Origin of the sequence: Mesorhizobium sp. M0904 (genome assembly GCF_040319475.1) — a bacterium.
Classification (GTDB): Bacteria; Pseudomonadota; Alphaproteobacteria; order Rhizobiales; family Rhizobiaceae; genus Mesorhizobium.
In genome coordinates this window covers 1-23,560 of record NZ_JAMYOC010000028.1, presented here as the reverse complement: position 1 = coordinate 23,560, position 23,560 = coordinate 1, and the positions used below count along the sequence as shown (strand labels likewise).

Below are 23,560 nucleotides of genomic sequence, written 5' to 3'. Positions count from 1 at the left end.
AGTGGAATCGCGATTTTCGGAAAAGATCATGCTCAAAAGCAATAGGTAGAACCCCGTCCCGACTCTATCGGGTGGCGAATCCGATGATTTACTTCACGGCGGCACGCACTTCAGCGAACCGCATCCTGTGCATCCATCCGCGCCGGTTCGGCTAACATCGACGTCGAGGTCCCGTATCTTGGGGGATTTGGCCAGGGGAACGGCCCCAATTCCGTGTTCGGCTTCTGCCTCTCTTTGTGGCTGCCAGCATCTAGTCGTCTGCAAATCGAGGCCACGGACTGACAAGCACCCCCGCACTACAAGGAGCTGGCGGTCGGAGAACAAATGTAGACATGTCGCACCATCCTTGCGGGTACGGCTTGCGATGCATACTGACGGTCGAGGGCTTAATGTAACCAAATCAACGGCTCGGCGTTTCGGTCAGCGCCGTTGCAATGAGCGAAGCCATAACCTCTGTCACGAGCATAGACTGGCGATTTCATGAATCGCAATTTTCTGGTGATCGAACCTGAGGAAGGCATTGCCGTGCTCAAGGGGCTTGCCTCCTCGGCGCGGATCTCGATGCTGAAACTGCTGCATGAGAAGGGGCCGATGAATGTCAACGAAATCGCTGCCGTGCTGTCGCTTCCGCAGTCGACCGTCTCGACCAACATCCAGGTGCTGGAGGATGCGGGGCTGATCCGCACCGAGAGAGCGAAGAAAGGCAACCGGAAAATCTGCTATCCGACCGCCGAAAAAGTGCTCGTCGTGTTCAAGAGCGAATATCGTGCGGTCAAGAACGACGCGATCGAAGTGTCGATGCCGATCGGGCTTTATACCGGCTTCGAGGTTACCGCGCCCTGCGGCCTTTGTTCGCCAGACGGCATCATCGGTCTGCTCGATGTGCCGAACACTTTCCTCGATCCGGACCGCATGAAAGCCGGTCTGCTATGGTTCACGCGCGGTTTTGTCGAATACCAGTTCCCCAACAATGCCAAGCTCGCCAATGCCGAGATCACCGAACTCGAAGTGGCGCTAGAGCTGTCCTCGGAAGTGCCCGGCACCAGCGCCGATTGGCCCTCGGACATCACGCTGACAATCAATGGCGTCGATGTCGGCACCTGGACGTCGCCGGGGGATTTCGGCGACAAGCGCGGCGTCTTCACGCCCTCCTGGTGGAAGCTCAAGGGCTCGCAATACGGCAAGCTGAAGAACTGGCGAATTGCCAGAGACGGCACCTATGTCGACGGTCTCAGGATTTCCGAAACCGGCCTCGCCGCACTCGATCTGAAGAGCCATCATTCAATCCGCGTCCGTATCGGGGTCAAGGACGACGCCAAGCGCCCCGGCGGGATCAACATTTTCGGCAAGGGCTTTGGAAACTACGATCAGGACATCCTGCTCAGGATCAAAACCGCGTGAATCCACTGGCGGCGTGCTGCGCGCAATTACGGTCCACTGCCAGATTTGCAGCTGGCAACGTCGTCTATGAGGCGACCGCTTGCCTGAGGTGAATAGATGCCCCGTCGCAAGCTTCGCCGACTGGCTGCGTATCACCTACTAGCCAGAGCGTTCATCCTCCGTTCCGGCAAATGCCGGAACTTACCATCTAGGCAACTCTCGAAAGTATATGCCGATCCAGGTCACACTTTGCCAACCCGAACCGCCAGCGATGGTTCGTCGCCTCACGCCTGCTCTGGTAGAACAAAGTCAGTTGCCGGCCGTCGATCATCACCGTCGAATGGCCATTCTCGCCGGGCTCACCAGGGTCGAGAACGGGGCCAACGGAAACGTAGGGGCCCTTGACGTCATCGGCGATGGCGAAGAAGACGCGCTGCCGGCTGCCGCGCGGACCTTCGGGGAGGAAGCAGGTGGCGTTGAGAAGCACACGACCGTCCGGCAGCTCGACGAGCTGCGCGCCTTCGATCCCCCATTCGTAATCGGGGTGCTCGCGCGCATTGTGATGTGGCACGTCGAGATGATCGAGTATCTTGCCGAGACGTTTCCAAGGCCCGAACCAGGAATCGGATTGGCTGCGCGCCAGATAGACATCAGGCTGGGGCACCCTGGTGAATTTGGGCATGCCTGAATAGACGATATAGCGCTTGCCTCCGACGATTGCGGGGTGGGGATCGTAGATGCCGTCCTCATCGGTGTCGGGCAGCGACAATATCGCCGGATTGAGCACCACCCAATGAAAGCCGTCATTGGACACCGCGTGCTCGCAACGTCCGCCGGACTTCATGAATTCGGTCTGGATAAACATGTGGAAGACGCCGCACTCATGAATGACGCCGGGCGCCGCAATGCCAGATCCGGTTACCGGCAAAACGATCGCCTCGTGCTCTGTCCAGGGTCCATAAAGATCCGGCGCTGTGGCGTGGAGGATTTTCCAGCTCTCTGTTGTGACGGTGCCGCTGGAGCCGAAGACGTGCCAGAGCGTGCCGTCGAACACCGGACAAGGGTCCTTCAGATCATCCACAACCTGCGGGTGAAACAATGGAAAGACGTTGGTTTCAAAGTCGATCTTCATTCGCCAGCCATCCCTCGATTCGTCTCGGTCTCCATTCAAATGAACCACCGGCGCGACTCAGATGAATCGATTCCAAGCGTATTTATAGCTCCGCTGATGAACGGTTGTTGAACGATTGAAGGATTTGAACCGCTCTGTGGCAAAGGGCCACATTTGGGGAGCCCGACCTGACGCGAGGGGCTTCATCATGTGGATCGAATGGGGGCGGCCGGCTCGCCCCTTCTCTGTCGAGCCGTCGCAAGTGGAGCGGACGGCTGGTCTCGCCCGAGACAGTTTGGAGCTATGGAACAACTTATCGGGATGGAAGTTATATAGAAGGCTGCGAACTTCATGTCAAAGCTGCCTCGATTGACTTTTGTTAGTCGAGGCATTTTGTAACTATATCGAAGGATAATCTACATGGAAATGGCGGCGGGCCGGGCCAAAACACCAAAAAACCCTGTACAACCGTCTATTTTAATTTGCTTTTCACACCTCCGATGGAACTTCGTATATCAGAGACCACAACACGTTATGACCCTGGCGTCAAAACAGCAACAGCTAATTTACTTCGAAGAGCCGATCTTCGATGAGAGGCGCCACCCTTCGATGCGGGTGCACAATATTACCCCCAAGATCAGAATAGTGACGCCGCTGATCCCAGTTGGTACTTCCGCGACCAGGGCGGACGCAATCCAGCGCAGGTTCGTCGATCAGATCCTCGCCTCCACGCCGCATGACCGATTGACGACCTGGTATTACACGCCCATGGCGCTACGCTTCAGCGATCATCTCGCCTGTGACGTCTGCGTCTACGACTGCATGGATGAACTCTCCGCGTTCAAAGACGCTCCCGCAGAGTTGACGCAGTTGGAAAAGGCGCTGTTGCAACGTGCCGATGTCGTCTTCACGGGCGGGCAGAGCCTCTACGAGGCCAAGCGCAGCTTGCATCGGGCGATCTTTCCCTTCCCGAGCAGCATCGACGTTACCCATTTCCATCAGGCTAGGGCGCCAGGTGAAGACCCGTTCGATCAGGCCGACATACCTCACCCGAGGGTGGGGTACTTCGGGGTCATCGACGAACGGCTCGACCTTGAACTTATCGCGCATGCGGCTGCGGCAATGCCAGACGTGCATTTTGTCATGCTCGGCCCTGTCGTCAAGATCGATCGGGCGAGCCTTCCCACGGCAGGCAACCTGCATTGGCTGGGCGGCAAGTCCTATGCAGACCTGCCGAACTATCTCAGGCATTGGAGTGCCGGCTGGATGCCGTTCGCGCTCAACGAAGCGACCCGCTACATCAGCCCGACCAAGACTCCCGAGTTTCTTGCGGCAGGACTGCCGGTGTTGTCCACGGCGATCGTCGACGTTGTGCGTACCTACGGCGTCGAAGGCCTTGTCGAGATTGTCGAGGCGGAGGACATCGAGGCCAAGCTTCGCTCGATCCTGGCCCACCCCCGCGATTTCCTGGTGAAGAAGGCCGACGCCTACCTCGCCGACATGTCCTGGGAGAAGACCTGGAGCGCGATGGCTGCCCACATCGAGCGCGCCCATGCGATGAAGAGCGTCGTCCCATTCCTGAGGAGGGCGTGAGCGTGTTCGACTGGTTGATCGTAGGGGCCGGTTTCGCCGGCAGTGTGCTGGCCGAGCGTATCGCATCGCAACGGCAGGAAAGCGTCCTGATTATAGACCGACGAAATCACGTCGGCGGCAATGCCTATGACTGCTACGACGAGGCGGGAATACTAATTCACCGTTACGGGCCTCACATCTTTCACACCAACGCCCAATCGATCGTCGACTATCTGTCGCAATTCACGCAATGGCGGCCTTACGAACATCGCGTGCTGTCGCTTGTCGATGGAAAGCTGCTGCCGATACCGATTAATCTCGACACCATAAACCGCCTCTACGGCCTTGAATTGACGTCCGAGCAGCTGCAGGACTTCTTCGCTTTCCGACGCGAAACGGTCAAAGAAGTCCGCACCGCCGAGGACGTCGTGGTGAGCACAGTAGGCAGAGAGCTCTACGAGAAATTCTTCCGCGGCTACACGAGGAAGCAGTGGGGTGTCGACCCTTCCCAGTTGAGCAAGTCAGTGACGGCGCGAGTCCCAACCCGGACCGATCGCGACGATCGGTATTTTGGCGACAGCTTCCAGAACATGCCGGCAGGCGGGTATACGCGCATGTTTCAGCGCATGCTGGATAGTCCCAAGATCAAGATCATGCTGCAGACCGACTACCGCGAAATTCGCGACAAGATCCCCTTCCAGCAGATGATCTATACCGGTCCGATCGACGAGTATTTCGACTGGAAGCTTGGTCGCTTGCCCTACCGTTCGCTGCGCTTTGAGCACACGACGCTTGATTGCGAGCAGTTTCAACCGGTCGCCGTCGTCAACTATCCGCAGACGGAAAAATACACACGGATCACCGAGTACAAGCATCTGACCGGACAGAAGAGTCCGAAGACCAGCCTCACCTACGAATACCCCACCGACGTCGGAGATCCTTATTACCCGGTGCCGCGGGCCGAAAACGAGGCTTTGTACAAACGATACGAAGCTTTGGCCGCGGCGTGCCCGGAGGTCTGGTTCGTCGGACGTCTTGCAACATATCGCTATTACAATATGGATCAGGTGGTCGGCCAGGCATTGGCTACGTTCGGGCGCATTCAGACACGCCTGCCAGCAAACGGGATGCTCGTCACGCCGACGCAGCGCGAGGCGGCCGAGTGAATGATGCGCCGGCCTGACCGGCGTCGGGCGACCCACGGCCAAAGAGACCAACGATGTTTCTCGGCTTCTCGGCGAACAGCTCTAGATATGCTGTGCTGTTGATGCAGCTGAAAAGCGCGCACTGTTCGTATCAGCGAGGCTATAGCGCGCTTGCTTGTTGTTCCTCAAACGCCGAGAACGATTGGCGCTGGCGCTCCAACTCGTCCGCAAGTGGCTTGCGAACAGTGCGCGAGCCGTCCGCATGAATGGTGGAGAACAAGCCGACTTCGGCGTGGCGCGAATTGTCCCAACCTGGGTAGGCCGTCACCGGGTACAGGCATATACCCTGAACAGGTGCACCGAGGCTCGTCGCATCGCGCACTTCGTCGCAAACGTAGTGAAGCCAGGCTGGCCGCCCTGAACCTTCGGCGCCGGTCTCGGCGATGAACATCGGCTTCTTGTATCGTTCGGCGACCTCGACCAGCAATTCCGAAAGTGCACGGTATTCGTGGTGCCCCATCGGTATCGTTGGGCCATTCAAGTACCATTGGTTGTGCGGATAGAAGTTGAGGCCGATGACGTCCACAACGTCCTCGCTGCCGCCCAACTCCGGTTCCACGCGCCCGATCAGCATGTCATACGCCTCGAATTGGCCCTGGCGAGCATTTTCGGCGCGCCGCCGCTCGGGGTGAGTACGGTCACGAGGAGCAATATGGATCAGCGGTTCAGCCCAGATGAACCTGCAGCCGGGTTCGGCCTCCCGCATGGCCCTCACGCCGGCGACCGCTGCCCTGACAAGGTGTCGTTTGAACCATCCACGCTTGTTCGGCCCGACGCGGGGGAAATAGCCGACCTCCACAGCCCATGCAAAAAACGAAATCTCGTTGATCGGGCACACCAGGGGAGCCACCCCGGTAGCGGAGCGATGAACCCGAACAGCTTCCGCGGCGAAACGGACGTAGGCCTTGATAAACCCCGGGCCACCTTGGTCGATATGGTCTGGCGAGCCATAGTGGAAGATATCCCAGATAATCTGCACCCCGGCCGCCTGGGCTGCTTCGATCGCCGACGTCCAACTCGACCAGTCGAAGACTCCGGGCGCCGTTTCAATCAGGTGCCAGCGCAAGCCGTCGCGGATCGTGCGAAGCCCAAGCTCGGCACAACGGCGATAGTCGCCATGTGCATGGATGTCATGTGAGGTCGCGCGGATCAGATCAAGACGGGCCCCGTCGGCGCGCCTGTGGGAGGAACACTCGAAACCAGCCATGAAAAAGCTGTCGAACCCGGAAGAGCCTGCCGTGGGCCGACGAGCGGTATCCTCGTTCATACCAACATCCTGTCGCCCAAGACGTGGGCAAGTAATCGCATTCGCAGTCCCCCATTGTCAGTTCCGGTGGCTAGTCGAAACCGGTCGGCTACCAACCACGTCGACGGCTCGGCGGCCTATACGCGTGTGCCAGGATTGGCGAATACAACCAAGCTCCAATCTCGTCTGCCTTGGCCGCGGTCGCGTCGAGTCGATCCGAAGTTATGCGGCCTGTTGCATCGCCCGTTCGTTGACGCCTGTTTCGCCTAGTCGGGTGAGCGCCTCATCGGTTGCTTTTTCTTCCTTGAGCGTCTGTTCGAGTAGCGGGACGGCGTCTTTCAAGCCAAGTAACCCGGCCCATGTGACAAGAGTCCCGTAGCGCGCTATTTCATAATGTTCGACGGACTGGGCTGCAGCCACGAGACCCGCGTCCAATGCCGGAGCCTCCTCGAATTCCTCCAAAATCTCCTGTCCTTCTTCGATGATGCCGTCGATCGCCGGGCACGTTTTCCCTTGGGCTCTCTTGCCAAAGGCGTCGAAAACTTGCTGCAGACGCTCGATCTGACCTTCCGTCTCGTCACGTGTTTTTCGAACGCCGCCTTCAACTCTTCGGACTCCGCGCCCTTTGCCATTTTCCGGAGCGCCGTCAGAATCTTGCGTTCGGCGTAGTAGATGTCTTTCAGACCATCATGGAAAAGGTCTTCCAAACCTTTGGAGCTGCCCTGAGAGCTTTTTTTCGTCGCCATTGTCATCTCCTCTTTCATTTCTATCGACGCATCCATGGCTCTAACTGGACCAGTCTCTTGTTGTTCCTTCGGCCACGGCACACCGGCAGCCAACAGGTTGAGCGACGGTCGGTTGACCCCTGATTCTAGTCCGCCGCGTCACAGCGGCCCGCTTGAGCATCTCGGCTCCGCGTCCATTGCGGACGTTCCGGTATGAGGATCGTCTGCCTGCAGGGTTTCCGCTGTCATCGAGTCCTTGCGGCCGCATTTTTCGCAACGGACCTTTGCCCGCACCTGATCAAGGTTCCCGATCTCTTCTCGGAGTTCGAGAGGGTTGGAGAAGCGCTTAAGGCGTTGGCGTCCCGGATCATTGCAAATTACATGGCCGGACTAGTGGACGAGGAAGAACTACTGTCGGCTTCCCGGCAGGCGCTTGGACGGCAAGTGCAGACCTGAGCGAATCCCCTGGCTAGAATTGGTCCGGAACCGTACAATAGCAAATCGTCAGCATACAACATGGCCGCTGACGCTTGCGAGCGACTGTCGCACTCTTGGCCCAATACGAGGCATTGGTGTAATGGCGGAAGAACAAGGGCGGCTCGGCCCGAAATCTGAAATCGTCAGCGAGCTCGCGCGAGAGTCAGGCGTATCCGACACCACATACGCGAGATAATGTCGCTGGTCGGCTTCGATCGCGGCTCAATCCTGAGGGAAGCTCGTCTCCTCAAAAAGAACAAGTAGGGCCGGCGGTTTTGCACGGCGTCGGCGGCATCTGGTCCACCGGAAATGCATTCTGGGCCGAAGCATCCTTCTGGTTGCCCGGCTTTGTCCTGTTGATGAGCGCTGCCGCGGCGCTGGCCGGCTTTACCGATTTTCTTGGAAATTCAAGGGTGCGGTCCATCAATGCAGCGTGGCACCATATGGTCGGCAATGTCGTGGCCGTGGTGCTGGCGCTGGCCAGCTTCATGCTGCGCCTAAGCGCCGGTGCCGCCGAGGGCGCCTTGCCCTGGGGCCTGGCGCTATCAACGATTGTCGTTCTGCTGCTCGTCTACACCGGCTGGAAAGGCGGAACGCTTGTCTACGAACACAGGGTAGGCGTCCATCCCGAAGAGGGTGAGGATCTCAACTCCCGCCCGGAATTATCCCGATAGGTTGACGAATGGCCGAACTGCGGGGAGCCGTCGTCGTGGTCGCCGGCGCCTCGAGCGGCATCGGCAGAGCGACTGCTCTGGGTTTGGCGCGCAAAGGCGCACGGCTAGTGCTGGTCTCAAGAAACGCGGACGCACTCGACAAGGTCGCCAAGGAGTGCGCCGGCTTGGGCGGTGAGGCGCTGACCTTTGCCACCGATATGGCGGACGATGCGGCCCGTGGAGAATGCGCAGCTTTGCCGTGTCGCGTTTCGGCAGGATCGACGTGTGGGTGAATTGCGCCGCAGTCCTGCTTTTCGGCCGCTTCGAGGAAATCCCGCCGCATGTGTGATCAGGACGTTTCTGGTGGATGGCGCCGGTACTGAACAAAGCTTGTGACCAGTCGGATGCGGTGAGTGGAAGAGCCCGCCGGCTTCCCCAGCCCCCTTGGGGTGCAACCTGTAGTGAATGGACTGGAAGACAATCTTGCCGTCCTGAATGACGGAACTGTCGGCGCCCTCAATGGCGTCGAACCTGGACGAAGTTGCCGACCAGATCAGCAGTGTATAGGGGCCGCGGACCTGTTTTGCGATGTAGTTGAACTCACCTTGAGGCAGCTGCTCGCGCAGGCGTTTGGACGACAGGCGGACGGCATCATGGCCTCTAAATTCGAATTCGCGGTCAAGGGGACCACGTCCACAGCATAGTTGCGCCTAAGATCCTCCTCGATGTCGCCAGCGGCGCGAAGCCTTAGATGGTCTTCGAAAACCCCCTCTGCGGACCGAGCACGTCATGTCTCCTTTGCAGTACCGGAAAGGCCGTGGACAGCCGTCTCGTCCTTCGCGATGCTGAACGGATGCGACCGCGGTTTGTTCCTGAGGCCAACATGCGCTGGAGCCGGATTGCCTTGCACCCCCGATCACAAACGAATGAGAACATTCAATCGGGGTCCTCATGGCTTCCGGCATCGACATTCTGGCATGCTGACCAGCGACGAGGTCGGCAATTGTCCAGGACTAGAGCGGCCGGCCAGGTGCGCATGCAGCGGTGCTGGGGGGACCTCACGCTCCAAGGCCGTCCTGGCCTTCGCCAGCGACAACCACAAGGCCTGCAAAAAAGCTTCATCTGCTTGCAGTGTTAATCCGACCTCCTTGCAATGTTCAACGATCCTGTCCTGAATCGACACTGCGGTTTCATACCGTTGGACAACCCTTGCCAGAACGTCCTGACAGGTGCCAATCGCCACCTCCCGAATGTGGTCAGCGACGGGAGAGAGGGCAGCACGGGTGACATCATGAGCAACGGGGCGTCCCGATCAGTCGGATGTATTCCGCCTCGGGCTGCCCATAAGAACGATCCGCCAACGCGCGTCTATAGCAATAGCTTCAGCCTTCAATTGAACAAGCAATCGTGCGGGGACCGGTCCTCACCCACGACCAGGGCTGATCCGGTCATACCGTCAAAGCCAATAAGGCCAACCTCGGCCTCGACCTCAGCCCGAAGCTTCGCCACCATTGACCCGAGACCGCTCTCGAAGAAATCGACGGTGTCAATCGGGACCGAGGCCTGCTCCAGGTGCGTCGTCAGTCCCAAGTGACGGCCTTCGAGGTGAGGCTGCAGCAATGTCAGATCCGGCGCGCTCAGGCGCCGCAACAGTTCGTTCTTGAACGAGGTTTCCATCTGCGCTGTCTCCCGATCGGGGCGGAAGCGCGATGGTCGCTCACAGCTGACGACGCCCTAACAATTGCCGACAGTCAGGGGAAAGTATACCTAAAAGGGCCGGGAGTCTCAAAAAGCTACTATGCTGACCAGAGAAGCTCGTCAGTTTGGCGATCTTCAAGATGCTGCTAACAAGCAGTGTCCGCCTCTACCGGTCGAAGGTTGCCTTCGCAATCTGGTGTGCGCCTTTTGTCGAAGCATACGGCCCCAAACTGATTCATCCTCTGGGGAAGCCAAGCGGTATCGACGCTGCCTGAAAACTTACGCGCAAGCGCTCCACACTTTCGGGGCGGCGCTTTGTCGATCGCCCAGAGTAGCCAAGCACCCCTTCTTTATCCCATAGTATTCGTCTTCGCCTATTGCTCCGGAACGGCAGAGGTTTGCGGACGATTTCGTGCTGCTTCGGCAATTTCCGGGATGTATTTCGTCGCGGTGCAGCTTCGGTTCACATTGGCGCGTGCGTCGAATACCTCTTTCTCGCAGACCCGCTTGGCGAGCTCGATAGGCACATGAACTGCCAGAGGCACTTCCACCTCAGAGATTCCAAGCTCCCGTGCGATCTGCTGTTTCACTTCGTGCCTGCCAAGCGAAACGTCGACGCCGACATCCTCGGCATCTTCGGTTGTCGATGATGCGCCTTGCCCCGGAAGATCTTGCTGCTCGGTCTGAGCAAATGACTGCACGGCAAAGAGTTGCAACGCGAACACGGCGAGCGGCAAAATTCGTTGGAATACTCTCATGCCTGGCTCCTGCAGGTGCCTTTAACAACGGCAAAGTATTTGAAGCGTTCCAGAGGCGGGGATGCGCGCGCTCAGCGGCAGTCGAGGCGGGTTTTTTCTGTTTGGCGTGGAATACGATATGGCGACCATGGTTGGGTGCCGACAGCCGACTGTGCTGGCACATCGGAGTGTAGGAAGTTGCCTACCGAGAAAGAAAGACAAGCCAGAGACGAGCGCGCCTCGGATGCTGCACGAGGATTGACCGACATTGAGCGTGCGGCACGAGACGCAAAGACCGCGGCTTCGGGAGCAGCGCCTGAAGGCCGCACTTGCTGTGACGTCGGCCCGCGGCATCTAAACCGAAGAGGACACCAAACCGCGAAAGCCTAGCAGTCAGTTGCACCACACGGGAGCTTGCATTCAACCCCACGGTGCTCAAGATCCAAGTAGGCTCTGCAGCTCTCTAGGCTCAGAACGTCGTGCACCCAAGTTAGATCCTGCTGCAGCAGTCAGGACTACCCCAGAACGAATATGGCCAGCAGGGCAACAAAGAGAACAAGGGCGATCGCGGCGCCCCAGATGAGGACCTTTCCGGTGCCGCGTTGCTCTTCCTCGCGAGAAACGTCTTTCGCCATTCCATGCATCCTTTGCGAAGGTCCAAACTGAGCAACGTGCCGTGCCAGGCTGTTCCCAGCGCTCTCGGAGCCAACTTGGTGTCAGTCCAACTGCCGGTGCCGTAGGGCTTCTTCGCTCTAGCGCTATCGGCAATACAGCGCGGCTCTCCTCTGAGCGCGGCCGCAGCTCCCTTCAGGCAAGATGCGCGAGCAGGCGGATATCTATCTGACCGAAAGCAAACAGAAGCCAGGCGTGCCCACTGAAAGCACAAGCAAGCGCAAAGGTTCCTCAACTGATGCTCGGCTGGCGGCAACTTGCTCGCCAGCCGAGTTGAGTTCAGGCGGTGGTCGGGGGAGACTGGCCAGCCACACGCTGGTGATTCCAACCTTTGCCGATGTGCCAATCAGCAACCTTGGTCGGTCTTTTTGACCTGGCCTGGCGCGGCGGTGTTGGCTGCCGTGTCCTGCTGACCTGGCGCCGCCTGCTGAGCGCTGCCAGTCTGCTGGCCGGGCGCGCAGTCTCTGGCCGAGTTCGGATTTGTGGTGCCGCTGGTGGTCGTCGTGTCGGTGCCTTGATCGCCGGACATGTTGGTCCCGCTGCTCGTCGTGCCGGTGCCCTGATCCGTCGTGCTGGGCATGGTCGTCGTGGTCGAGGTTCCGCTCGTCGAGGTTCCGCTCGAAGTTCCGCTGGTCGTCTGGGCAAAGGAAAGCCCGGCCGACACCGCCAGCACGGCCGAAGCCAAAAGGATGCGTTTCATCTTCTTTCTCCTGTCTGAATGCGCCGGATGCGCCTGGCAAATTGAACAGGCAGACAGAAGGAGTGTTCCCCGATGAAGTTCAACTTTTGTAACTCTGGTCGTAGCTCAGCCTTAGGATGGCCGGCGTATATTAGAACCTCATGACGGCGGCTCGAGTCGAAAAGCAATCAATGAGCGGAGAGGCCGTCGCGTTCCTTGTGACTGCGGTGGCGCGGTGAGGCACAAGGCTCAATGCGGAGCGCCAGCGGCCGCGATCAGCGCCTCGTCGAGAATCCACTTCAGCTTCGCCGAGCGCTGGTAGCTTCATCTGCTTGCCGTTCTTACTTGCCAGGAACGACATGCAGCGGTCGCAGTATGCCATGCGGGACCTTCAATATGTCGCCGTATGTCGCCGCGTCGGATGGCCAGGAAGCGGCCAGTGCCAGTTGGACTTTGTGATGGAGCGGCGCAGCGGCGAGCGTCCACGGGCCGTTTTCCTTGCGCCGATCTTCCGCGATCTTGGCCTTTTCCACGCATCGCTGCAGCATTTTCGCGAGGTGAATTGAGACCCGCCACGACGCTGATCTCTGCGACGGTCAAGGCCCGTTCGGCGGGCTCTACTCCGGAACAATGTCCTCTTCTGAAAGTTTCCTTAGATCGCAAAGGAGATTCGAGATGTCAGAAAGCCGCGAATGGTTTGTCCAATGGCTTAGAGATGCCCATGCCATGGAAGAGCAGGCCGAAACGATGTTGAACGGGCAGTTGGGTCGCATCGAGAACTATCCCGAGCTGAGCGACCGGATCCGACAGCACCTCGACGAGACGAAGCAGCAGGCTGCCCGGCTGAAGACTTGTCTCGATCAGATGGACGAGGGTTCATCCACGATGAAGGACGCTGGCGGTAAGCTGACGGCGATGGCGCAATCGCTGAGCGGCGTCTTCGCTGGAGACGAGGTGATGAAAGGATCGCTCGCGAGCTACACGTTCGAGCACATGGAAATCGCCTCCTACACGATCCTGATTGCCGCTGCTCGATCGCTCGGCGAAACGGAGGCTCTTCGGGTTTGCGAAGAGAATCTGCGAGAGGAAGTCGCGATGGCGGATTGGCTGAAAACCCGTCTTCCCTCGACGACCGAGCAGTTCCTTGCGCGGGCCGAAGCGGACAGCGACAGCGCCAAGCGGTGATCGGGTAGGAACGTAGTGACCGTGAACTGGGTGATCGGGATTCGTCCGCTAGCGCGTCCCCCTTCGTGAACGCTGGGCAACGAACACGCCTAGCAGGCGGTCGTCGAGCTGCGCATTTCGAGAAATTGCAACGACGAGCGATGCTAATATTGCGGCGTCGTCACTTCTTAGAGAGTTGAAGCGTTCGTCTGCGCAAGCCTGGTCGAATACGCATTGGCACTAGCCAAGATCGGAAGGGCTAGCGCAGCGCTCGGCGAGATCAAGCTTGAGGGGGCGTGTTAAAACGTTCGAAACGAGGTCGCGATAGCGGAATGCCCGAGAACACTCGTCCCTGATCACTGAGCAGTGCGTGCGCGGGCACCGGCAGCGCCAAGCCGGATCGAAGAAAGTTCGTCCTGACAGCGGACAGAGCGCGCCGTTGCGCTCACGTTATGGGGTCGGCAGCACTTGCACGGTTTTCGGGGTGAATTCCGCTTCAGCCGGTCGCTGGCGGTTTCGCTGAAGGCCGTGACCGACCGGCCGACGATCATCATGCTCGAAGGGGTTGACCGCTTTGTCCGATCTTCTCCGCCGTGCGCATCGTCATCGCGCCGTCCGTGGTTCCAGAATATGCAATCCGATGGCTGAACTCGTCGGGACTCGATAAATGTGAGCGCGGCATCATACTTTGCCTTCAGGACGACTGTTTCTCTGCAATGACCTCTGTCTACGCTCATCCAGTTCGGTCGGTGTCCATCTGCTCATTCAGACGTCGTTGATAGGCAAAGCCGACAGCCGCGGCGACTGCCAAACCCGCCGCCGCCAGAAGGAGTTTGTCCTCGGTATGCTCATTGCCCGATGCGTCTTGAACAGCTAACGAAGCTTCATCGAAGGGTGCGGATGCTTTTGCGACAGTCTCGCCCTGGTGCGGCCCAACGCCGCTATGGCGGATACCCGCAGCCAGACGTTCTGTCTTCTCTTTAACAGTTTCCTTGGCCACGCCGGTCAACTCGGCAGCTTCGCGTTTTATTTTGCCAGCCGTTTCAAGAGCGAAATCACTGACGCTTTCCGCCAAATCGCTAGATTGCTCCTTCAGGCGCTCCTTGGCGTACGATAGGTGATCAACCTGCTGCTCGCTGGGTGGCCGGGCTGAATTGGTCCGCAACAAGCTGATCAATCCCGCTCCGACGAGTGCAGTTGCGATCGGCGGATGGCGGAGGAAACGCCACCCCAAACCGGCCCCAATCGCCAAAGCAGCGCTCGGATTGGCAGCCGCCTTGGCCTTGAGATCGTCAATAATCGCCTGCGCCACCGATTGCATTGAGGCTCTTGCTTTCTCCACCAGCGCATCCTTTGCCTCAAGCGCTTCGTGTTTCAAATCATCGGTAAATTCGGAGAGCGTGTTTGGCGACCGAAGTGTCGACAAGTCCTCGGCGAGCTTAGCCCGGGCAGCCTCAACTTCGTATTCAAGATGCTCAAGTTGCGGATCGGCCATCATAAATCTCTCTTGCCACCGGGGCGGGCAGGTTTGCTCGACCGAGCGTTGCCCGACCGCTGCGATTTGGCCGTTATTCCTTCCGAAGGGGTGGCGCTGCCCGGCTGCAGCTTGGCGGCCGGAGTGGATGAACCGCTCGATCCACTTGGGCTTGGCGAAGGCGGCTGCACGGGTTCACTTGATTGCTCTTCTGACAAGGCGCTTCCAAAGGCGCCCGCAACGTCCCTTGCGACCTCCTTCAGGCCGTCCGAATTCAGCCCATGTTCCTCGGCGGCGCTTTTGAGCCGTTCGCCCGCCTTTGCTGTCGAGGACTTCAAGCGTTCCCCAGCTTTTTCAGCAGCATCCGTCAATCGCTCTCCTGCTGGGCCGAGCGTGCGCCTCTCGACATCGCTGGCCGGCAAAGCAGCAGCTATAGCGGCACCAGCTGCGAAGCCGGCCAGAACAAAAGCCAATGGCTGTTCTTCCACCATGCGGCCAATCGTGTCTTGCAACGTTGATTGGGCTTGCTGCACCACGCGCCCTGACTTCTCGGATACGGAGCGACCGGCCTGTTCTGCGTATGACGCGGCGGATGATGCGTACTGACTTGCGGTTTCACTCACCTTCTCCCCAATGCCGGCTAAATTGTCGCGCATGGCCTCTGCTGTCTCGCTAGCCTCTTCCTGCGCTTTGGACGCCCCGCCGCTGGCGGTGCGTACGTGCGGAGCATTTTGGCGCCCGTCGGTTGCACGGGATTGCTCGCGATGCCCGGCACTTGAACTGCGGCTGCGCATTAGCAGCGCGCACCCTGCTGCGACGAGCAGAAGGCCTTCGGGATTGTTCCTAGCGGAGCTGAGAAGCCATTCTTTCGTTCCAAAATCCTGGACCTGTGAATTGCGGCTCATGTTAATTGCTCCTTGGTTGTCGCAATATCCTGCTTTATTTGGCTTATGGAGTGTGTCGGCAGAAGTTCTTTTTGCGCATCAGCGCGGCCCCGATAGTAGGCGAAACCAGCGGCGAGGGCCGTTGCGGCCGCGACGATCAGACACGACCAGTGCAGGGCCATCCCTAAGCTGGCTATTCCAAGTACGAGGGCTTGCACTAGAAGCAGAGCGGCGACCACTCCCAGCCCGCCAGCAGCAGACATCCACACACCTGCTTGGAGCTTCGTTGAGACGTTGGCGGACAGCTCCGCATGCGCCAGGCGCAACTCTTTTTGAAAGAGGTCCGCGACGTCCGCCAACACTGCCGACAGCGCTTGAGGGAGAGGCGAATTCTTCAGTTGTTCCTGTGCCATCAGATCAGTTCGCTCCCTGCCGCCTTCCCTTGTTGGACTCTGGTGCGGGAGGCGCGCTCTTCAGTGTGCGGAACGTCAAAAAGCCCGCTACGGCGGCCAGCCCAAACACCAAACCCGGCTTGCGCCTCGCCAAATCGGACGCTGCAAGAACCAGCTGATCGACGGACCTGTCTCGCAGGTCGTCTGCGTATCCATCAAGCCTATTCGCGAAGGTGCGCACGACCCCAGCGACTATCGGTGCGTTTGCGTCGAGGTCCTCGGCCGCACGCTTGGTCGAACTCGCCAGTTGGCCCATCACCTCGGCGCCGCTGCCGACCTGACGGTCCAACATCTCCTTCACCTGATTGGTCACGGTGGACGCGCCACCAACGGCCGCCCGTTTGGCGGTTTCCGCTGCCCCTTGCGCTATGTCGGACGCTTTGGATAACGTGCCGCTTACGGTCGCTCCTATGTCTTCCGAGGTACCGTCACCAGCTCTTACCGCAGTCGGGGGACGCCGTTCAGAATTCCGGTTGTTCATGGTTTCCTCCATTCGAGGAGCAAACGGAGGTAAGGCACGTTGGTTCCCAATGAGTGACTATCTGGGGTGTCAAGTTGCGTTTGCGAACTCGTGGCGCGCATCGCGTGCTTTTGCATTGGGAATGATGGGTAGCTTGCGGGCGGGCGCAATGCGAATAGTCATCTTTCCTTTCCTGTCTGAAGGCGCGGGGGGATCATATCTGGCGACGGTGAGCGCGATGAGGAAAAGGATGGAGCGCGGACCTTTACGGCCGCCGCGCACCGGTCTTCGACCGCTGCGTCTGCCGCTGTCATTGGCGATCGGCGCCAAGCCCACGAGTTTGGCGATGGCCTTATTGGAAAGGTGTCAATCTCGGACAACTCGGCCATCAGGAGTACGCGGGGCCCTTGACCGAACCGAAGACCTGATCGAGACAGGCCCACAGCGGATCGTCGTCGAGTAGCGAGCGATCTCGCCCTTCAAGTCGGCGGCTCTGATGCTTGAGCAGAACAATGAACCTCGTCGAGGCTGGCGAGGTTTCGGCATCGGCGACGATGCTTTTGCGTTGCTTCTGGATGGTGAGATCGCCAGTCACCTGGGCAAGCCGGGCGACCAGCGCCTTGAGCCGTTGCTCACGCTCGGCTGCAGCCGCTTGACGATGGCGTGCAAATTGATCTGCGCGCTACGCGTTGCGCTCGTCCAAACGCGACTGCTGGTCGGCGGCATCGGCCGGTCCGCCCAGTGTGTCGGCGACCGTGGCACCTCGCGCACCCATCGGCTGCTGCGCACCTGTGGTGGTGTCCATCGCTGTCTGATGCTCCATCTCGGAATTCAGCTCCGCACCTACAACCAGGATAATCACAGAAATCCAAGTCCACATCATTAAGCCGATGACTGCCCCAAGAGCTCCATACGTGGCGTTGTAGTTGGCGAAGTTTTCAAGATAATAGGAGAAGCCTATCGAGACTGCGATCCAGACCACAGCGGCGAGGAAGGCGCCCCATGTCGCCCATTGCCACTTTGCCCTTTCCCGGCTGGGTCCGTAGCGGTAAATCAGCGTGATCCCGACGCCCACCATGATCAGCATCATCGGCCACCGAAAGATCCGCACAAGGGCTTCGGTCCAGCCGCCGAGGTTCAGCAGCACAAGCATGGCCGGCACAATCCCCACCGAGATGATAAAGCCGATACCAATGAGGATGGCGCCAAGTGTGAAGCCCAAGGCCAGGAGATTCAGGTGGATGAAGCCGCGCTTTTCACTCTCCTCGTAGGCGATGTTCATGGCTTCGAATAGCGTCTTTATGCCGTTACTGGCGCTCCACAGTGCGACGGCAAGGCCGAAGATGAAGCCGAAGCTGAGCGCGCCAGCCTTCTGAGCGGCCAAGGACGCAAGCTGAGATCTGATAATATCCAGACCTCCCGAAGGCAGTACGCCGCCAAGGAACGCAATGTGCTCAGCGATGGTCTGAGGATCGGCGACGAAACCGTAGATGGACACGAAGGCGGCAAGTGCTGGAAAGAGGGCAAGAAGCAGATAGAATGCGGCCCCGGCCGCGATAAGCATAACACGGTCCTCGGTGAGCTCAGCGAAGACCCGCCACAGCACGTCCTTCCAGCCGCGGCTGGGAATCTCTGACGGCCATTCGGCATTGCGTCCGCGGCTCTCCCGTTCGGCCCGCCGCTCAAGTTGCACTTGACCTTCGTAAGCGTCCTCGGTTGTTTTCTTCGACATGGCCGCCGGTCCGGAGCATCTTCTTCGCGGGGCAAACGTATAATAGCGCCAAAGGATGCAGGTGCAGACCTGCGCTTACAAATAAAGATCCGCCGCCTGTACCAACACCTGCGCCATCCCCACTTGGCCCTTCGGCTCCCATGCCCATCTGGCGGAGGATGCGACGGCTGAGCGTGCATGTTGTCGGGACGACGCAGCCTGATCTAAATCCTCATTGCGCTGGATCACTTTAACGAGCCCACGTTGCCAGCCATGATCTCACTCGCGCCTGAACATCAGTTCGTCAACGCCGGAAGCATTCGGCTTCATGTCGTTCAGGCCGGGCCTGCCGAGGGTAAGCCGGTCATGCTCCTGCACGGGTTCCCGGACTTCTGGATCGGCTGGAGACGGCAGATCCGTACGCTCGCTTCCGCCGGATATCGGGTCATCGTTCCCGACCAGAGGGGCTACAACACCAGCGACAAGCCCGAGGGCATCCACGAGTACACGCTCCCCAAACTCCTCGGCGATGTCGTCGCCCTGGCCGACGCGCTCGGCATCGGAAGGTTTCACCTCGTCGGCCATGACTGGGGCGGCATCGTCGCTTGGGCCGCCGGGGCAAACTTGCCTCATCGCCTGGACAAGCTCGTCATCCTGAATGCGCCCCATCCCGAGGTGCTGTTTACCCATGCCCAGCGATCTCCGACGCAGTTTCTGCGGAGCAGCTACGCGGTTTTCTTCCAGATCCCCTTGCTGCCCGAAGCCGTTTTGGGTGCGCGCCGCTCGGCCTTGCTCGCACGAGCACTCAGGACATCCAGCCGGGCAGGCGCCTTCGAAGAAGAGGAGATTGCAGAATATCGGCAGGCCTGGGAGCGGCCGGGGGCGCTGACCAACATGCTCAACTGGTATCGCGCCCTGCGCTTTCGCCCGAGCCTGAAGGAGCGGATCACGACGCCCACTCTTGTAATCTGGGGGATGCGGGACCAGGCTCTGGAATCCGGGCTGGCCAAGCGCAGTCTCGCCCTTTGCGACGATGGCCGCCTGCAGACTTTCGAGAAGGGGACGCATTGGGTTCAACGCGAAGAGAGCAACGAGGTGAATGCGGCGCTTCTGGCGTTCCTGGAGGGCTGAGGACTCAAAAATGGATAGAAACTGGGGGCAGCGTCAGATGGAGCCGGAGGAGGCCTGCAGGGCATTCCTGGCTGCTGCAAAAGAGGAGGGGACATTACAACTAGCTAAGTTGGATTGCGGTATAAGGTTCCCTTGTCTCCGACCAACACCGCGCTTTGCGGAGCCCGCCGCCAGCAAGGCGACGGACCCCCGCCACAGCGGCTGCACATCCGAAGAACGACCGCTGCAACCTCTAAACCCGCGAGGGGCCTACATCGTTCCCCTATCCGCGCCTACAGCTGGGTTGGTCAACGGGCTCTTCCCGCCTAAGTTCCCCCTCATGGCACTTTACTGGTTATCCCCTCCGGTCTACGTCAGGGCCAACCGACCTGGGCTCACCTACGGGGTGAGCCACGTCAAGGGAGCCGCCGAGGAACATGAAGTTGGCCGAAGAGGGGACCGAAGTGGAAGCTGGCGATCCAGTCCTGCGCCGACGCATTTTAGGGGCGGCTGACCCCGGTGGAGGTCCGTCAGGCCTTCGAGGCTGCTGCCAAAGAGGCCAAGACGTTCCTTCCTGCTGATTAGCCATCGAGAACGATGCAGAGTGCCCCTCTTTGCGAATGCCGACGCCGGCACAGTCCCGGTTATCTTCGGTTCTCGTGCCGACCTGGCTGAACCATCTGACGGCCACCACCAGATTAGTTGCCACCGCCGCGACTTGGGTCCTGGCTGTCCCGGACGAAGCCAGGGCCTTCTCACGTCCAGGCTAATAGCCCGTTTGAGGCGTTTCGGCTGCCGCGGGAGAAGGCAGTATTTCGGGCTTCAAGTGGGGCGGCTCTTCAGTGTTAGCGAGGCCGGCATGACCTCACATCAGATCTTCAACCATCCGCGCAATTTTCCCCAGACCTGCGGTGGTCCCTCTTGTTCTAAGGAGTCCCTGTTCAGCCGCCGCCGCCTTGAAGGCCTCGAGCGCAGCTTGCTGGCTGCAATGCCCGGCGAGGGACTCCTCGACCATTCGGATCGCGTTGAGCCGCCCCGGCTTTCCCATTCTAGGCCATGGTTGCTGAAGCACCTTCATTGCGTCGGCTATGGACGCGACCACCGTCAGGTTGCGATTGAGGCAGATTGTAATTGGACTGAAGGCCCGCATTCTTGTCGCTCCCCACGATTGAACGCAGCTAAACGCGAAGACAAGGGCAGTGGTTGCATGAATGTGGATTACCGCGAATTCAAAGAACCGCTGGCCGATTCGATTGAGGCTGAGCTGGCTCTCCTTGGGCCCGGCACTTTGCCTAGCCGGACCATCCTCTCGTCGTACAACAGGACCCGGCCGGCAAAAAGCATCTGTGCACCGTCCGACGCCGCGAACTATTTTTCGAGCTCGTCACGCCGCTTGCCCGACGGCTTCTCAAGCACACCGCGACGAATTCGACGGCTGTGAGGGAGGAGATGAAAAGATTATGGTCGTTTCGTTGGGCCGTCCTTTAGAGCAGGGGCTCCGAGGCGGTTTGTATCGAGCAGATGTCGCATCAGATCTTGACCTGGAGATCGGCTCCGGCAGCGGGATCGGCGCAGCGCGGCAAGGATGCCACGTTCCTTCGGCGGCTCACCGGCGATGGTCTGGCTGACGGCCCCGCGAAGGCGCGAAGCATCGAGGCCTTCTTCTGCCAGTCGGGCGAGCCAACTTTCTTTGGCTGGGAGGGCGGTGCAGTGCTTCGGCTCGGAACTGTTGACACATGCGCCAGACTGGCAGACCGGAAGCGGCGGCGTGCCCTGACGTCATGGAGACTAGCCTCGCTTCCGAAGCCGCAGATTGTGATCTCGTTGGCTATGCAGAGCATCCAGCCGTCGTTTTGATCCGTTTCCGTCATCCAGAGCCAGCGACCATCCATGATCCGTCTCAACCGCTTAAAAGCCGGTCTTGCCCCGCCGCGACTGTGTGGAAATCAGCCATGTTTCAAAGTCGGAATGCTGGACGAACTCGCCAAGGAACTGGAGCGACGCAAGCACTGCTTCGTTCGCTACGCCGACGACTGCCCTCTATGTTCGCAGCGAGCGTGCGGGCGCACGGGTGATGGCCAGCGTCGAACACTTCCTCGACAGGCGTCTGAAGCTGAGGGTCAAGATACGGAAGAGCGCGGGTCAGCTTAGGAGAGGAGCGTTTCATAGTCTGGTGGGGCCTAATTCGCCTCGTAGTCCTAGTGGTCACCTATAGGCGCTCACCGGTCCCCTGAAGCGCCGGATAAACGCTCCGCTCACTGACCCCCAGTTCCTTTGGCTATCGCTGTTCTGGTCATGCCCTCGGCATCCAACTTCACGATCTTGTCGCGCTTCCCCATCGCTGCTGGCTTCCGTCCTGGGTACTTGGTCTTGTCGCCTTTGACGGCATCGATCCCGATCCGTTGGCGCTCCAGCATGACGCTACGCTAAAAGGCCATCCGCCAGTATCTGGCGCCCTTCTACAAGTGGCGGCAGGCCGAGATCGTGGCGACGGCCGAGCCGCTGATGCCTGGCCCCCAGGCCTTTATGCGCATCATCAGCCGGCGCGATCAGGCCAGACCTTTGATACGCCTGTTCGTGGCCTCCACGCTCATATCGGCGCAGCGGGCGCTCGACATCACTAGAGCTCATTGGCAAGCAGCCCGCCGATATACACTGGCCGTGTCCAGGCGTGGGCGTGGCCTTTCCGCTTGGGTATTAGGGTGCGGCCTGCCCGGTCGGCCGTCCCTCGATCGACCCTGAGTTGCTGATCCGCATGCGGATCGTCGGCAGCTCGTCCTCGACTCGATGCGCGAAGTCGTCGACGCCGTGCGCACCGGGAAGACAAGCCTGGAGCTGTAGCGGCCCCGCCTGTCCCGCCCCGGTGTCGTCGCTTCGCTGGCGCTAACGGTGAGACCGCATAGATCTGGTCCAGTATTTTCAGCATCAGAACGTTGAGCTGGCGGGAACTTGCTCGCCAGCCGAGTTGAGTTCAGGCGGTGGTCGGGGGAGATCAGCCAGCCACACGCTGGTGATTCCCAACCTGAGCCGATGTGCCAATCAGCAACCTTCGTCGGTCTTTTTCACCTGGCCCGGCGCGGCGGTGTTGGCTGTCGTGTCCTGCTGACCAGGCGCCGCCTGCTGAGCGCTGCCAGTCTGCTGGCCGGGCGCGCAGTCTCTGGCCGAGTTCGGATTTGTGGTGCCGCTGGTGGTGGTCGTGTCGGTGCCCTGATCGCCGGACATGTTGGTCCCGCTGCTCGTCGTGCCGGTGCCCTGATCCGTCGTGCTGGGCATGGTTGTGGTGGTCGAGGTTCCGCTCGAAGTTCCGCTCGTCGTCTGGGCAAAGGAAAGCCCGGCCGACACCGCCAGCACGGCCGAAGCCAAAAGGATGCGTTTCATCTTCTTTCTCCTGTCTGAATGCGCGGGATGCGCCTGGCAAATTGAACAGGCAGACAGAAGGAGTGTTCCCCGGTGAAGTTCAACTTTTGTAACTCTGGTCGTAGGTCAGCCTTAGGATGGCCGGCGTATATTAGAGGCCTCTTGAAGAAGACACTGCCCGCACCAGAATCCATGGCATGGCTCGGAGAATAGGCATTGGTGACCAGGTGGCGATTACGGCCAGGGTTCTGACGCGGGTAACAGAGGACCGCGTAAGGGTCTCGATCCCAGGTTACGACTTCCCACATTCCATCATCGACCACACCAAGGTGAACCGAGGCCAGCAAATCGACCTGAAAGGCGAGGTCACGCGCATCGACGAGGACACCGTGACTATCGACCTCGGGCCGCTGGTCACGGTCGACCGTGACAAGGTCCGGCTAATGGAGAAATATCGGCCGCCAAAACGACGAAAGGCACTGTCGTTGCCCCGGATTAGAACCGACAACATCGCGACAGGCTATGAGGGCAGGCCGCATGACGGGCCGGTAGAGGACGAGTCGAAGCACTTGGTCTACTGCCCAGTCTGCGGCCAAACGTTCGACGCGCGCGATCTTGGACAGGTCTTCCACCACGCTGAGCCGCAGCACGAGCCGCTTCCGGTCGAGCAATAGTCCAGCTAGGGTCAGGACCCATTAATTTGTTGAATTGATCTCTGTTGGGTGATTCAAGGTGGCAGGAGGTGCCGCCTTGAGTGATTTGCTGATGTTGACGCCGGAGCAGATGCGCCGGA

General features: G+C 59.6%; 22 protein-coding genes and 3 pseudogenes. 8 read left to right on the top strand and 17 right to left on the bottom strand.

Annotated elements, in window-relative coordinates; translation table 11 throughout:
- Positions 1–480 precede the first annotated feature (480 nt).
- Complete coding sequence (locus NKH80_RS25485) at positions 481–1,401, top strand: ArsR/SmtB family transcription factor (RefSeq protein ID WP_352706242.1); 921 nt, start codon at positions 481–483, stop codon at positions 1,399–1,401.
- 187 nt (positions 1,402–1,588) lie between these two features.
- Here NKH80_RS25485 and NKH80_RS25480 read toward each other — a convergent pair whose 3' ends face one another.
- Positions 1,589–2,512 (bottom strand): glycoside hydrolase family protein, encoded by a 924-nt coding sequence (locus tag NKH80_RS25480; protein WP_352473704.1) that lies wholly within the window; start codon positions 2,510–2,512, stop codon positions 1,589–1,591.
- A 399-nt stretch (positions 2,513–2,911) separates the two neighbouring features.
- Between NKH80_RS25480 and NKH80_RS25475 the strand changes: the two genes are divergently transcribed.
- Positions 2,912–4,084 (top strand): glycosyltransferase family protein, encoded by a 1,173-nt coding sequence (locus NKH80_RS25475; RefSeq protein ID WP_352994335.1) that lies wholly within the window; start codon positions 2,912–2,914, stop codon positions 4,082–4,084.
- A gap of 2 nt (positions 4,085–4,086) precedes the next feature.
- A complete protein-coding gene (gene glf / locus NKH80_RS25470; protein ID WP_352706265.1) occupies positions 4,087–5,229 on the top strand; it encodes a UDP-galactopyranose mutase in 1,143 nt (380 codons plus the stop codon).
- 139 nt (positions 5,230–5,368) lie between these two features.
- On the opposite strand, the gene NKH80_RS25465 is transcribed toward glf, so the two are convergent.
- Both NKH80_RS25465 and NKH80_RS25460 read right to left on the bottom strand, forming a co-directional pair.
- Positions 5,369–6,535: a glycoside hydrolase family 1 protein gene (locus tag NKH80_RS25465; RefSeq protein ID WP_352994332.1), complete on the bottom strand. Its 1,167-nt coding sequence runs from the start codon at positions 6,533–6,535 to the stop codon at positions 5,369–5,371.
- A gap of 201 nt (positions 6,536–6,736) precedes the next feature.
- A pseudogene (locus NKH80_RS25460) lies at positions 6,737–7,260 on the bottom strand (YciE/YciF ferroxidase family protein).
- Positions 7,261–7,991: 731 nt separating this feature from the next.
- Between NKH80_RS25460 and NKH80_RS25455 the strand changes: the two are divergent.
- Positions 7,992–8,390, top strand: coding sequence for a DUF2231 domain-containing protein (locus NKH80_RS25455; protein WP_352706236.1), 399 nt, complete (start codon positions 7,992–7,994; stop codon positions 8,388–8,390).
- 8 nt (positions 8,391–8,398) lie between these two features.
- A complete protein-coding gene (locus NKH80_RS25450; RefSeq protein WP_352706234.1) occupies positions 8,399–8,662 on the top strand; it encodes an SDR family NAD(P)-dependent oxidoreductase in 264 nt (87 codons plus the stop codon).
- Between the two features lie 1,096 nt (positions 8,663–9,758).
- On the opposite strand, the gene NKH80_RS25445 is transcribed toward NKH80_RS25450, so the two are convergent.
- The 4 genes from NKH80_RS25445 to NKH80_RS25430 form a co-directional block, all read right to left on the bottom strand.
- Positions 9,759–10,046 carry a hypothetical protein gene (locus NKH80_RS25445; protein WP_352706232.1) on the bottom strand — a complete coding sequence of 96 codons (288 nt, stop codon included), beginning with the start codon at positions 10,044–10,046 and terminating at the stop codon, positions 9,759–9,761.
- A gap of 395 nt (positions 10,047–10,441) precedes the next feature.
- Positions 10,442–10,825 carry a hypothetical protein gene (locus tag NKH80_RS25440; RefSeq protein WP_352473695.1) on the bottom strand — a complete coding sequence of 128 codons (384 nt, stop codon included), beginning with the start codon at positions 10,823–10,825 and terminating at the stop codon, positions 10,442–10,444.
- Positions 10,826–11,822: 997 nt separating this feature from the next.
- Entirely contained in the window at positions 11,823–12,176 is a 354-nt protein-coding gene (locus NKH80_RS25435) for a hypothetical protein (RefSeq protein ID WP_352706230.1), read from the bottom strand.
- 320 nt (positions 12,177–12,496) lie between these two features.
- The gene (locus tag NKH80_RS25430) at positions 12,497–12,688 is read right to left on the bottom strand and encodes a hypothetical protein (RefSeq protein ID WP_023680339.1); all 192 of its coding nucleotides are present in this window, start codon (positions 12,686–12,688) and stop codon (positions 12,497–12,499) included.
- Positions 12,689–12,830: 142 nt separating this feature from the next.
- On the opposite strand from NKH80_RS25430, the gene NKH80_RS25425 reads away from it, so the two are divergent.
- Positions 12,831–13,340, top strand: a complete 510-nt coding sequence (locus tag NKH80_RS25425) for a ferritin-like domain-containing protein (protein WP_352457928.1) — start codon at positions 12,831–12,833, stop codon at positions 13,338–13,340.
- Between the two features lie 712 nt (positions 13,341–14,052).
- Here the strand turns inward: NKH80_RS25425 and NKH80_RS25420 are convergent.
- From NKH80_RS25420 to NKH80_RS25390, 6 genes and pseudogenes are all read right to left on the bottom strand, one after another.
- On the bottom strand, positions 14,053–14,817 hold the full coding sequence (locus NKH80_RS25420) for a hypothetical protein (RefSeq protein ID WP_352706226.1): 765 nt from the start codon (positions 14,815–14,817) through the stop codon (positions 14,053–14,055).
- Positions 14,814–15,698, bottom strand: coding sequence for a hypothetical protein (locus NKH80_RS25415; protein ID WP_352706224.1), 885 nt, complete (start codon positions 15,696–15,698; stop codon positions 14,814–14,816). Before NKH80_RS25415 ends, NKH80_RS25420 begins: the two co-directional genes overlap by 4 nt.
- A complete protein-coding gene (locus tag NKH80_RS25410) occupies positions 15,695–16,090 on the bottom strand; it encodes a phage holin family protein (protein ID WP_352706221.1) in 396 nt (131 codons plus the stop codon). Before NKH80_RS25410 ends, NKH80_RS25415 begins: the two co-directional genes overlap by 4 nt.
- A 4-nt stretch (positions 16,091–16,094) precedes the next feature.
- A complete protein-coding gene (locus NKH80_RS25405; protein ID WP_352457932.1) occupies positions 16,095–16,442 on the bottom strand; it encodes a hypothetical protein in 348 nt (115 codons plus the stop codon).
- Between the two features lie 237 nt (positions 16,443–16,679).
- Positions 16,680–17,223, bottom strand: a pseudogene (locus tag NKH80_RS30160) (transposase); the annotation flags it as partial.
- A gap of 48 nt (positions 17,224–17,271) precedes the next feature.
- Complete coding sequence (locus tag NKH80_RS25390; protein WP_352706213.1) at positions 17,272–18,321, bottom strand: YihY/virulence factor BrkB family protein; 1,050 nt, start codon at positions 18,319–18,321, stop codon at positions 17,272–17,274.
- A 252-nt stretch (positions 18,322–18,573) separates the two neighbouring features.
- Between NKH80_RS25390 and NKH80_RS25385 the strand changes: the two genes are divergently transcribed.
- Complete coding sequence (locus tag NKH80_RS25385; protein ID WP_352778304.1) at positions 18,574–19,431, top strand: alpha/beta fold hydrolase; 858 nt, start codon at positions 18,574–18,576, stop codon at positions 19,429–19,431.
- A gap of 844 nt (positions 19,432–20,275) precedes the next feature.
- On the opposite strand, the gene NKH80_RS25380 is transcribed toward NKH80_RS25385, so the two are convergent.
- The 4 genes and pseudogenes from NKH80_RS25380 to NKH80_RS25370 all read right to left on the bottom strand — a co-directional run bounded on the left by NKH80_RS25380 (position 20,276) and on the right by NKH80_RS25370 (position 22,788).
- The gene (locus NKH80_RS25380) at positions 20,276–20,560 is read right to left on the bottom strand and encodes a DUF982 domain-containing protein (protein ID WP_023680323.1); all 285 of its coding nucleotides are present in this window, start codon (positions 20,558–20,560) and stop codon (positions 20,276–20,278) included.
- Between the two features lie 308 nt (positions 20,561–20,868).
- Positions 20,869–21,081 carry a hypothetical protein gene (locus tag NKH80_RS30155; RefSeq protein ID WP_502895030.1) on the bottom strand — a complete coding sequence of 71 codons (213 nt, stop codon included), beginning with the start codon at positions 21,079–21,081 and terminating at the stop codon, positions 20,869–20,871.
- Positions 21,082–21,224: 143 nt separating this feature from the next.
- Positions 21,225–21,378, bottom strand: a pseudogene (locus tag NKH80_RS25375) (diguanylate cyclase); the annotation flags it as partial.
- 1,071 nt (positions 21,379–22,449) lie between these two features.
- Positions 22,450–22,788 (bottom strand): hypothetical protein, encoded by a 339-nt coding sequence (locus tag NKH80_RS25370; protein WP_352457937.1) that lies wholly within the window; start codon positions 22,786–22,788, stop codon positions 22,450–22,452.
- A 176-nt stretch (positions 22,789–22,964) separates the two neighbouring features.
- On the opposite strand from NKH80_RS25370, the gene NKH80_RS25365 reads away from it, so the two are divergent.
- Positions 22,965–23,441, top strand: coding sequence for a hypothetical protein (locus NKH80_RS25365; RefSeq protein ID WP_352706209.1), 477 nt, complete (start codon positions 22,965–22,967; stop codon positions 23,439–23,441).
- Positions 23,442–23,560 lie beyond the last annotated feature (119 nt).

Excerpts from the sequence above, each read along its gene's own strand:
- NKH80_RS25485 (WP_352706242.1), top strand. The coding sequence starts at position 481 with ATGAATCGCAATTTTCTGGTGATCGAACCTGAGGAAGGCATTGCCGTG.
- NKH80_RS25480 (WP_352473704.1), bottom strand. The coding sequence starts at position 2,512 with ATGAAGATCGACTTTGAAACCAACGTCTTTCCATTGTTTCACCCGCAG.
- NKH80_RS25475 (WP_352994335.1), top strand. The coding sequence starts at position 2,912 with ATGGAAATGGCGGCGGGCCGGGCCAAAACACCAAAAAACCCTGTACAA.
- NKH80_RS25465 (WP_352994332.1), bottom strand. The coding sequence starts at position 6,535 with ATGAACGAGGATACCGCTCGTCGGCCCACGGCAGGCTCTTCCGGGTTC.
- NKH80_RS25450 (WP_352706234.1), top strand. The coding sequence starts at position 8,399 with ATGGCCGAACTGCGGGGAGCCGTCGTCGTGGTCGCCGGCGCCTCGAGC.
- NKH80_RS25445 (WP_352706232.1), bottom strand. The coding sequence starts at position 10,046 with ATGGAAACCTCGTTCAAGAACGAACTGTTGCGGCGCCTGAGCGCGCCG.
- NKH80_RS25440 (WP_352473695.1), bottom strand. The coding sequence starts at position 10,825 with ATGAGAGTATTCCAACGAATTTTGCCGCTCGCCGTGTTCGCGTTGCAA.
- NKH80_RS25435 (WP_352706230.1), bottom strand. The coding sequence starts at position 12,176 with ATGAAACGCATCCTTTTGGCTTCGGCCGTGCTGGCGGTGTCGGCCGGG.
- NKH80_RS25425 (WP_352457928.1), top strand. The coding sequence starts at position 12,831 with ATGTCAGAAAGCCGCGAATGGTTTGTCCAATGGCTTAGAGATGCCCAT.
- NKH80_RS25420 (WP_352706226.1), bottom strand. The coding sequence starts at position 14,817 with ATGATGGCCGATCCGCAACTTGAGCATCTTGAATACGAAGTTGAGGCT.
- NKH80_RS25415 (WP_352706224.1), bottom strand. The coding sequence starts at position 15,698 with ATGAGCCGCAATTCACAGGTCCAGGATTTTGGAACGAAAGAATGGCTT.
- NKH80_RS25410 (WP_352706221.1), bottom strand. The coding sequence starts at position 16,090 with ATGGCACAGGAACAACTGAAGAATTCGCCTCTCCCTCAAGCGCTGTCG.
- NKH80_RS25390 (WP_352706213.1), bottom strand. The coding sequence starts at position 18,321 with ATGTCGAAGAAAACAACCGAGGACGCTTACGAAGGTCAAGTGCAACTT.
- NKH80_RS25385 (WP_352778304.1), top strand. The coding sequence starts at position 18,574 with ATGATCTCACTCGCGCCTGAACATCAGTTCGTCAACGCCGGAAGCATT.
- NKH80_RS25380 (WP_023680323.1), bottom strand. The coding sequence starts at position 20,560 with ATGCGGGCCTTCAGTCCAATTACAATCTGCCTCAATCGCAACCTGACG.
- NKH80_RS25370 (WP_352457937.1), bottom strand. The coding sequence starts at position 22,788 with ATGAAACGCATCCTTTTGGCTTCGGCCGTGCTGGCGGTGTCGGCCGGG.
- NKH80_RS25365 (WP_352706209.1), top strand. The coding sequence starts at position 22,965 with ATGGCTCGGAGAATAGGCATTGGTGACCAGGTGGCGATTACGGCCAGG.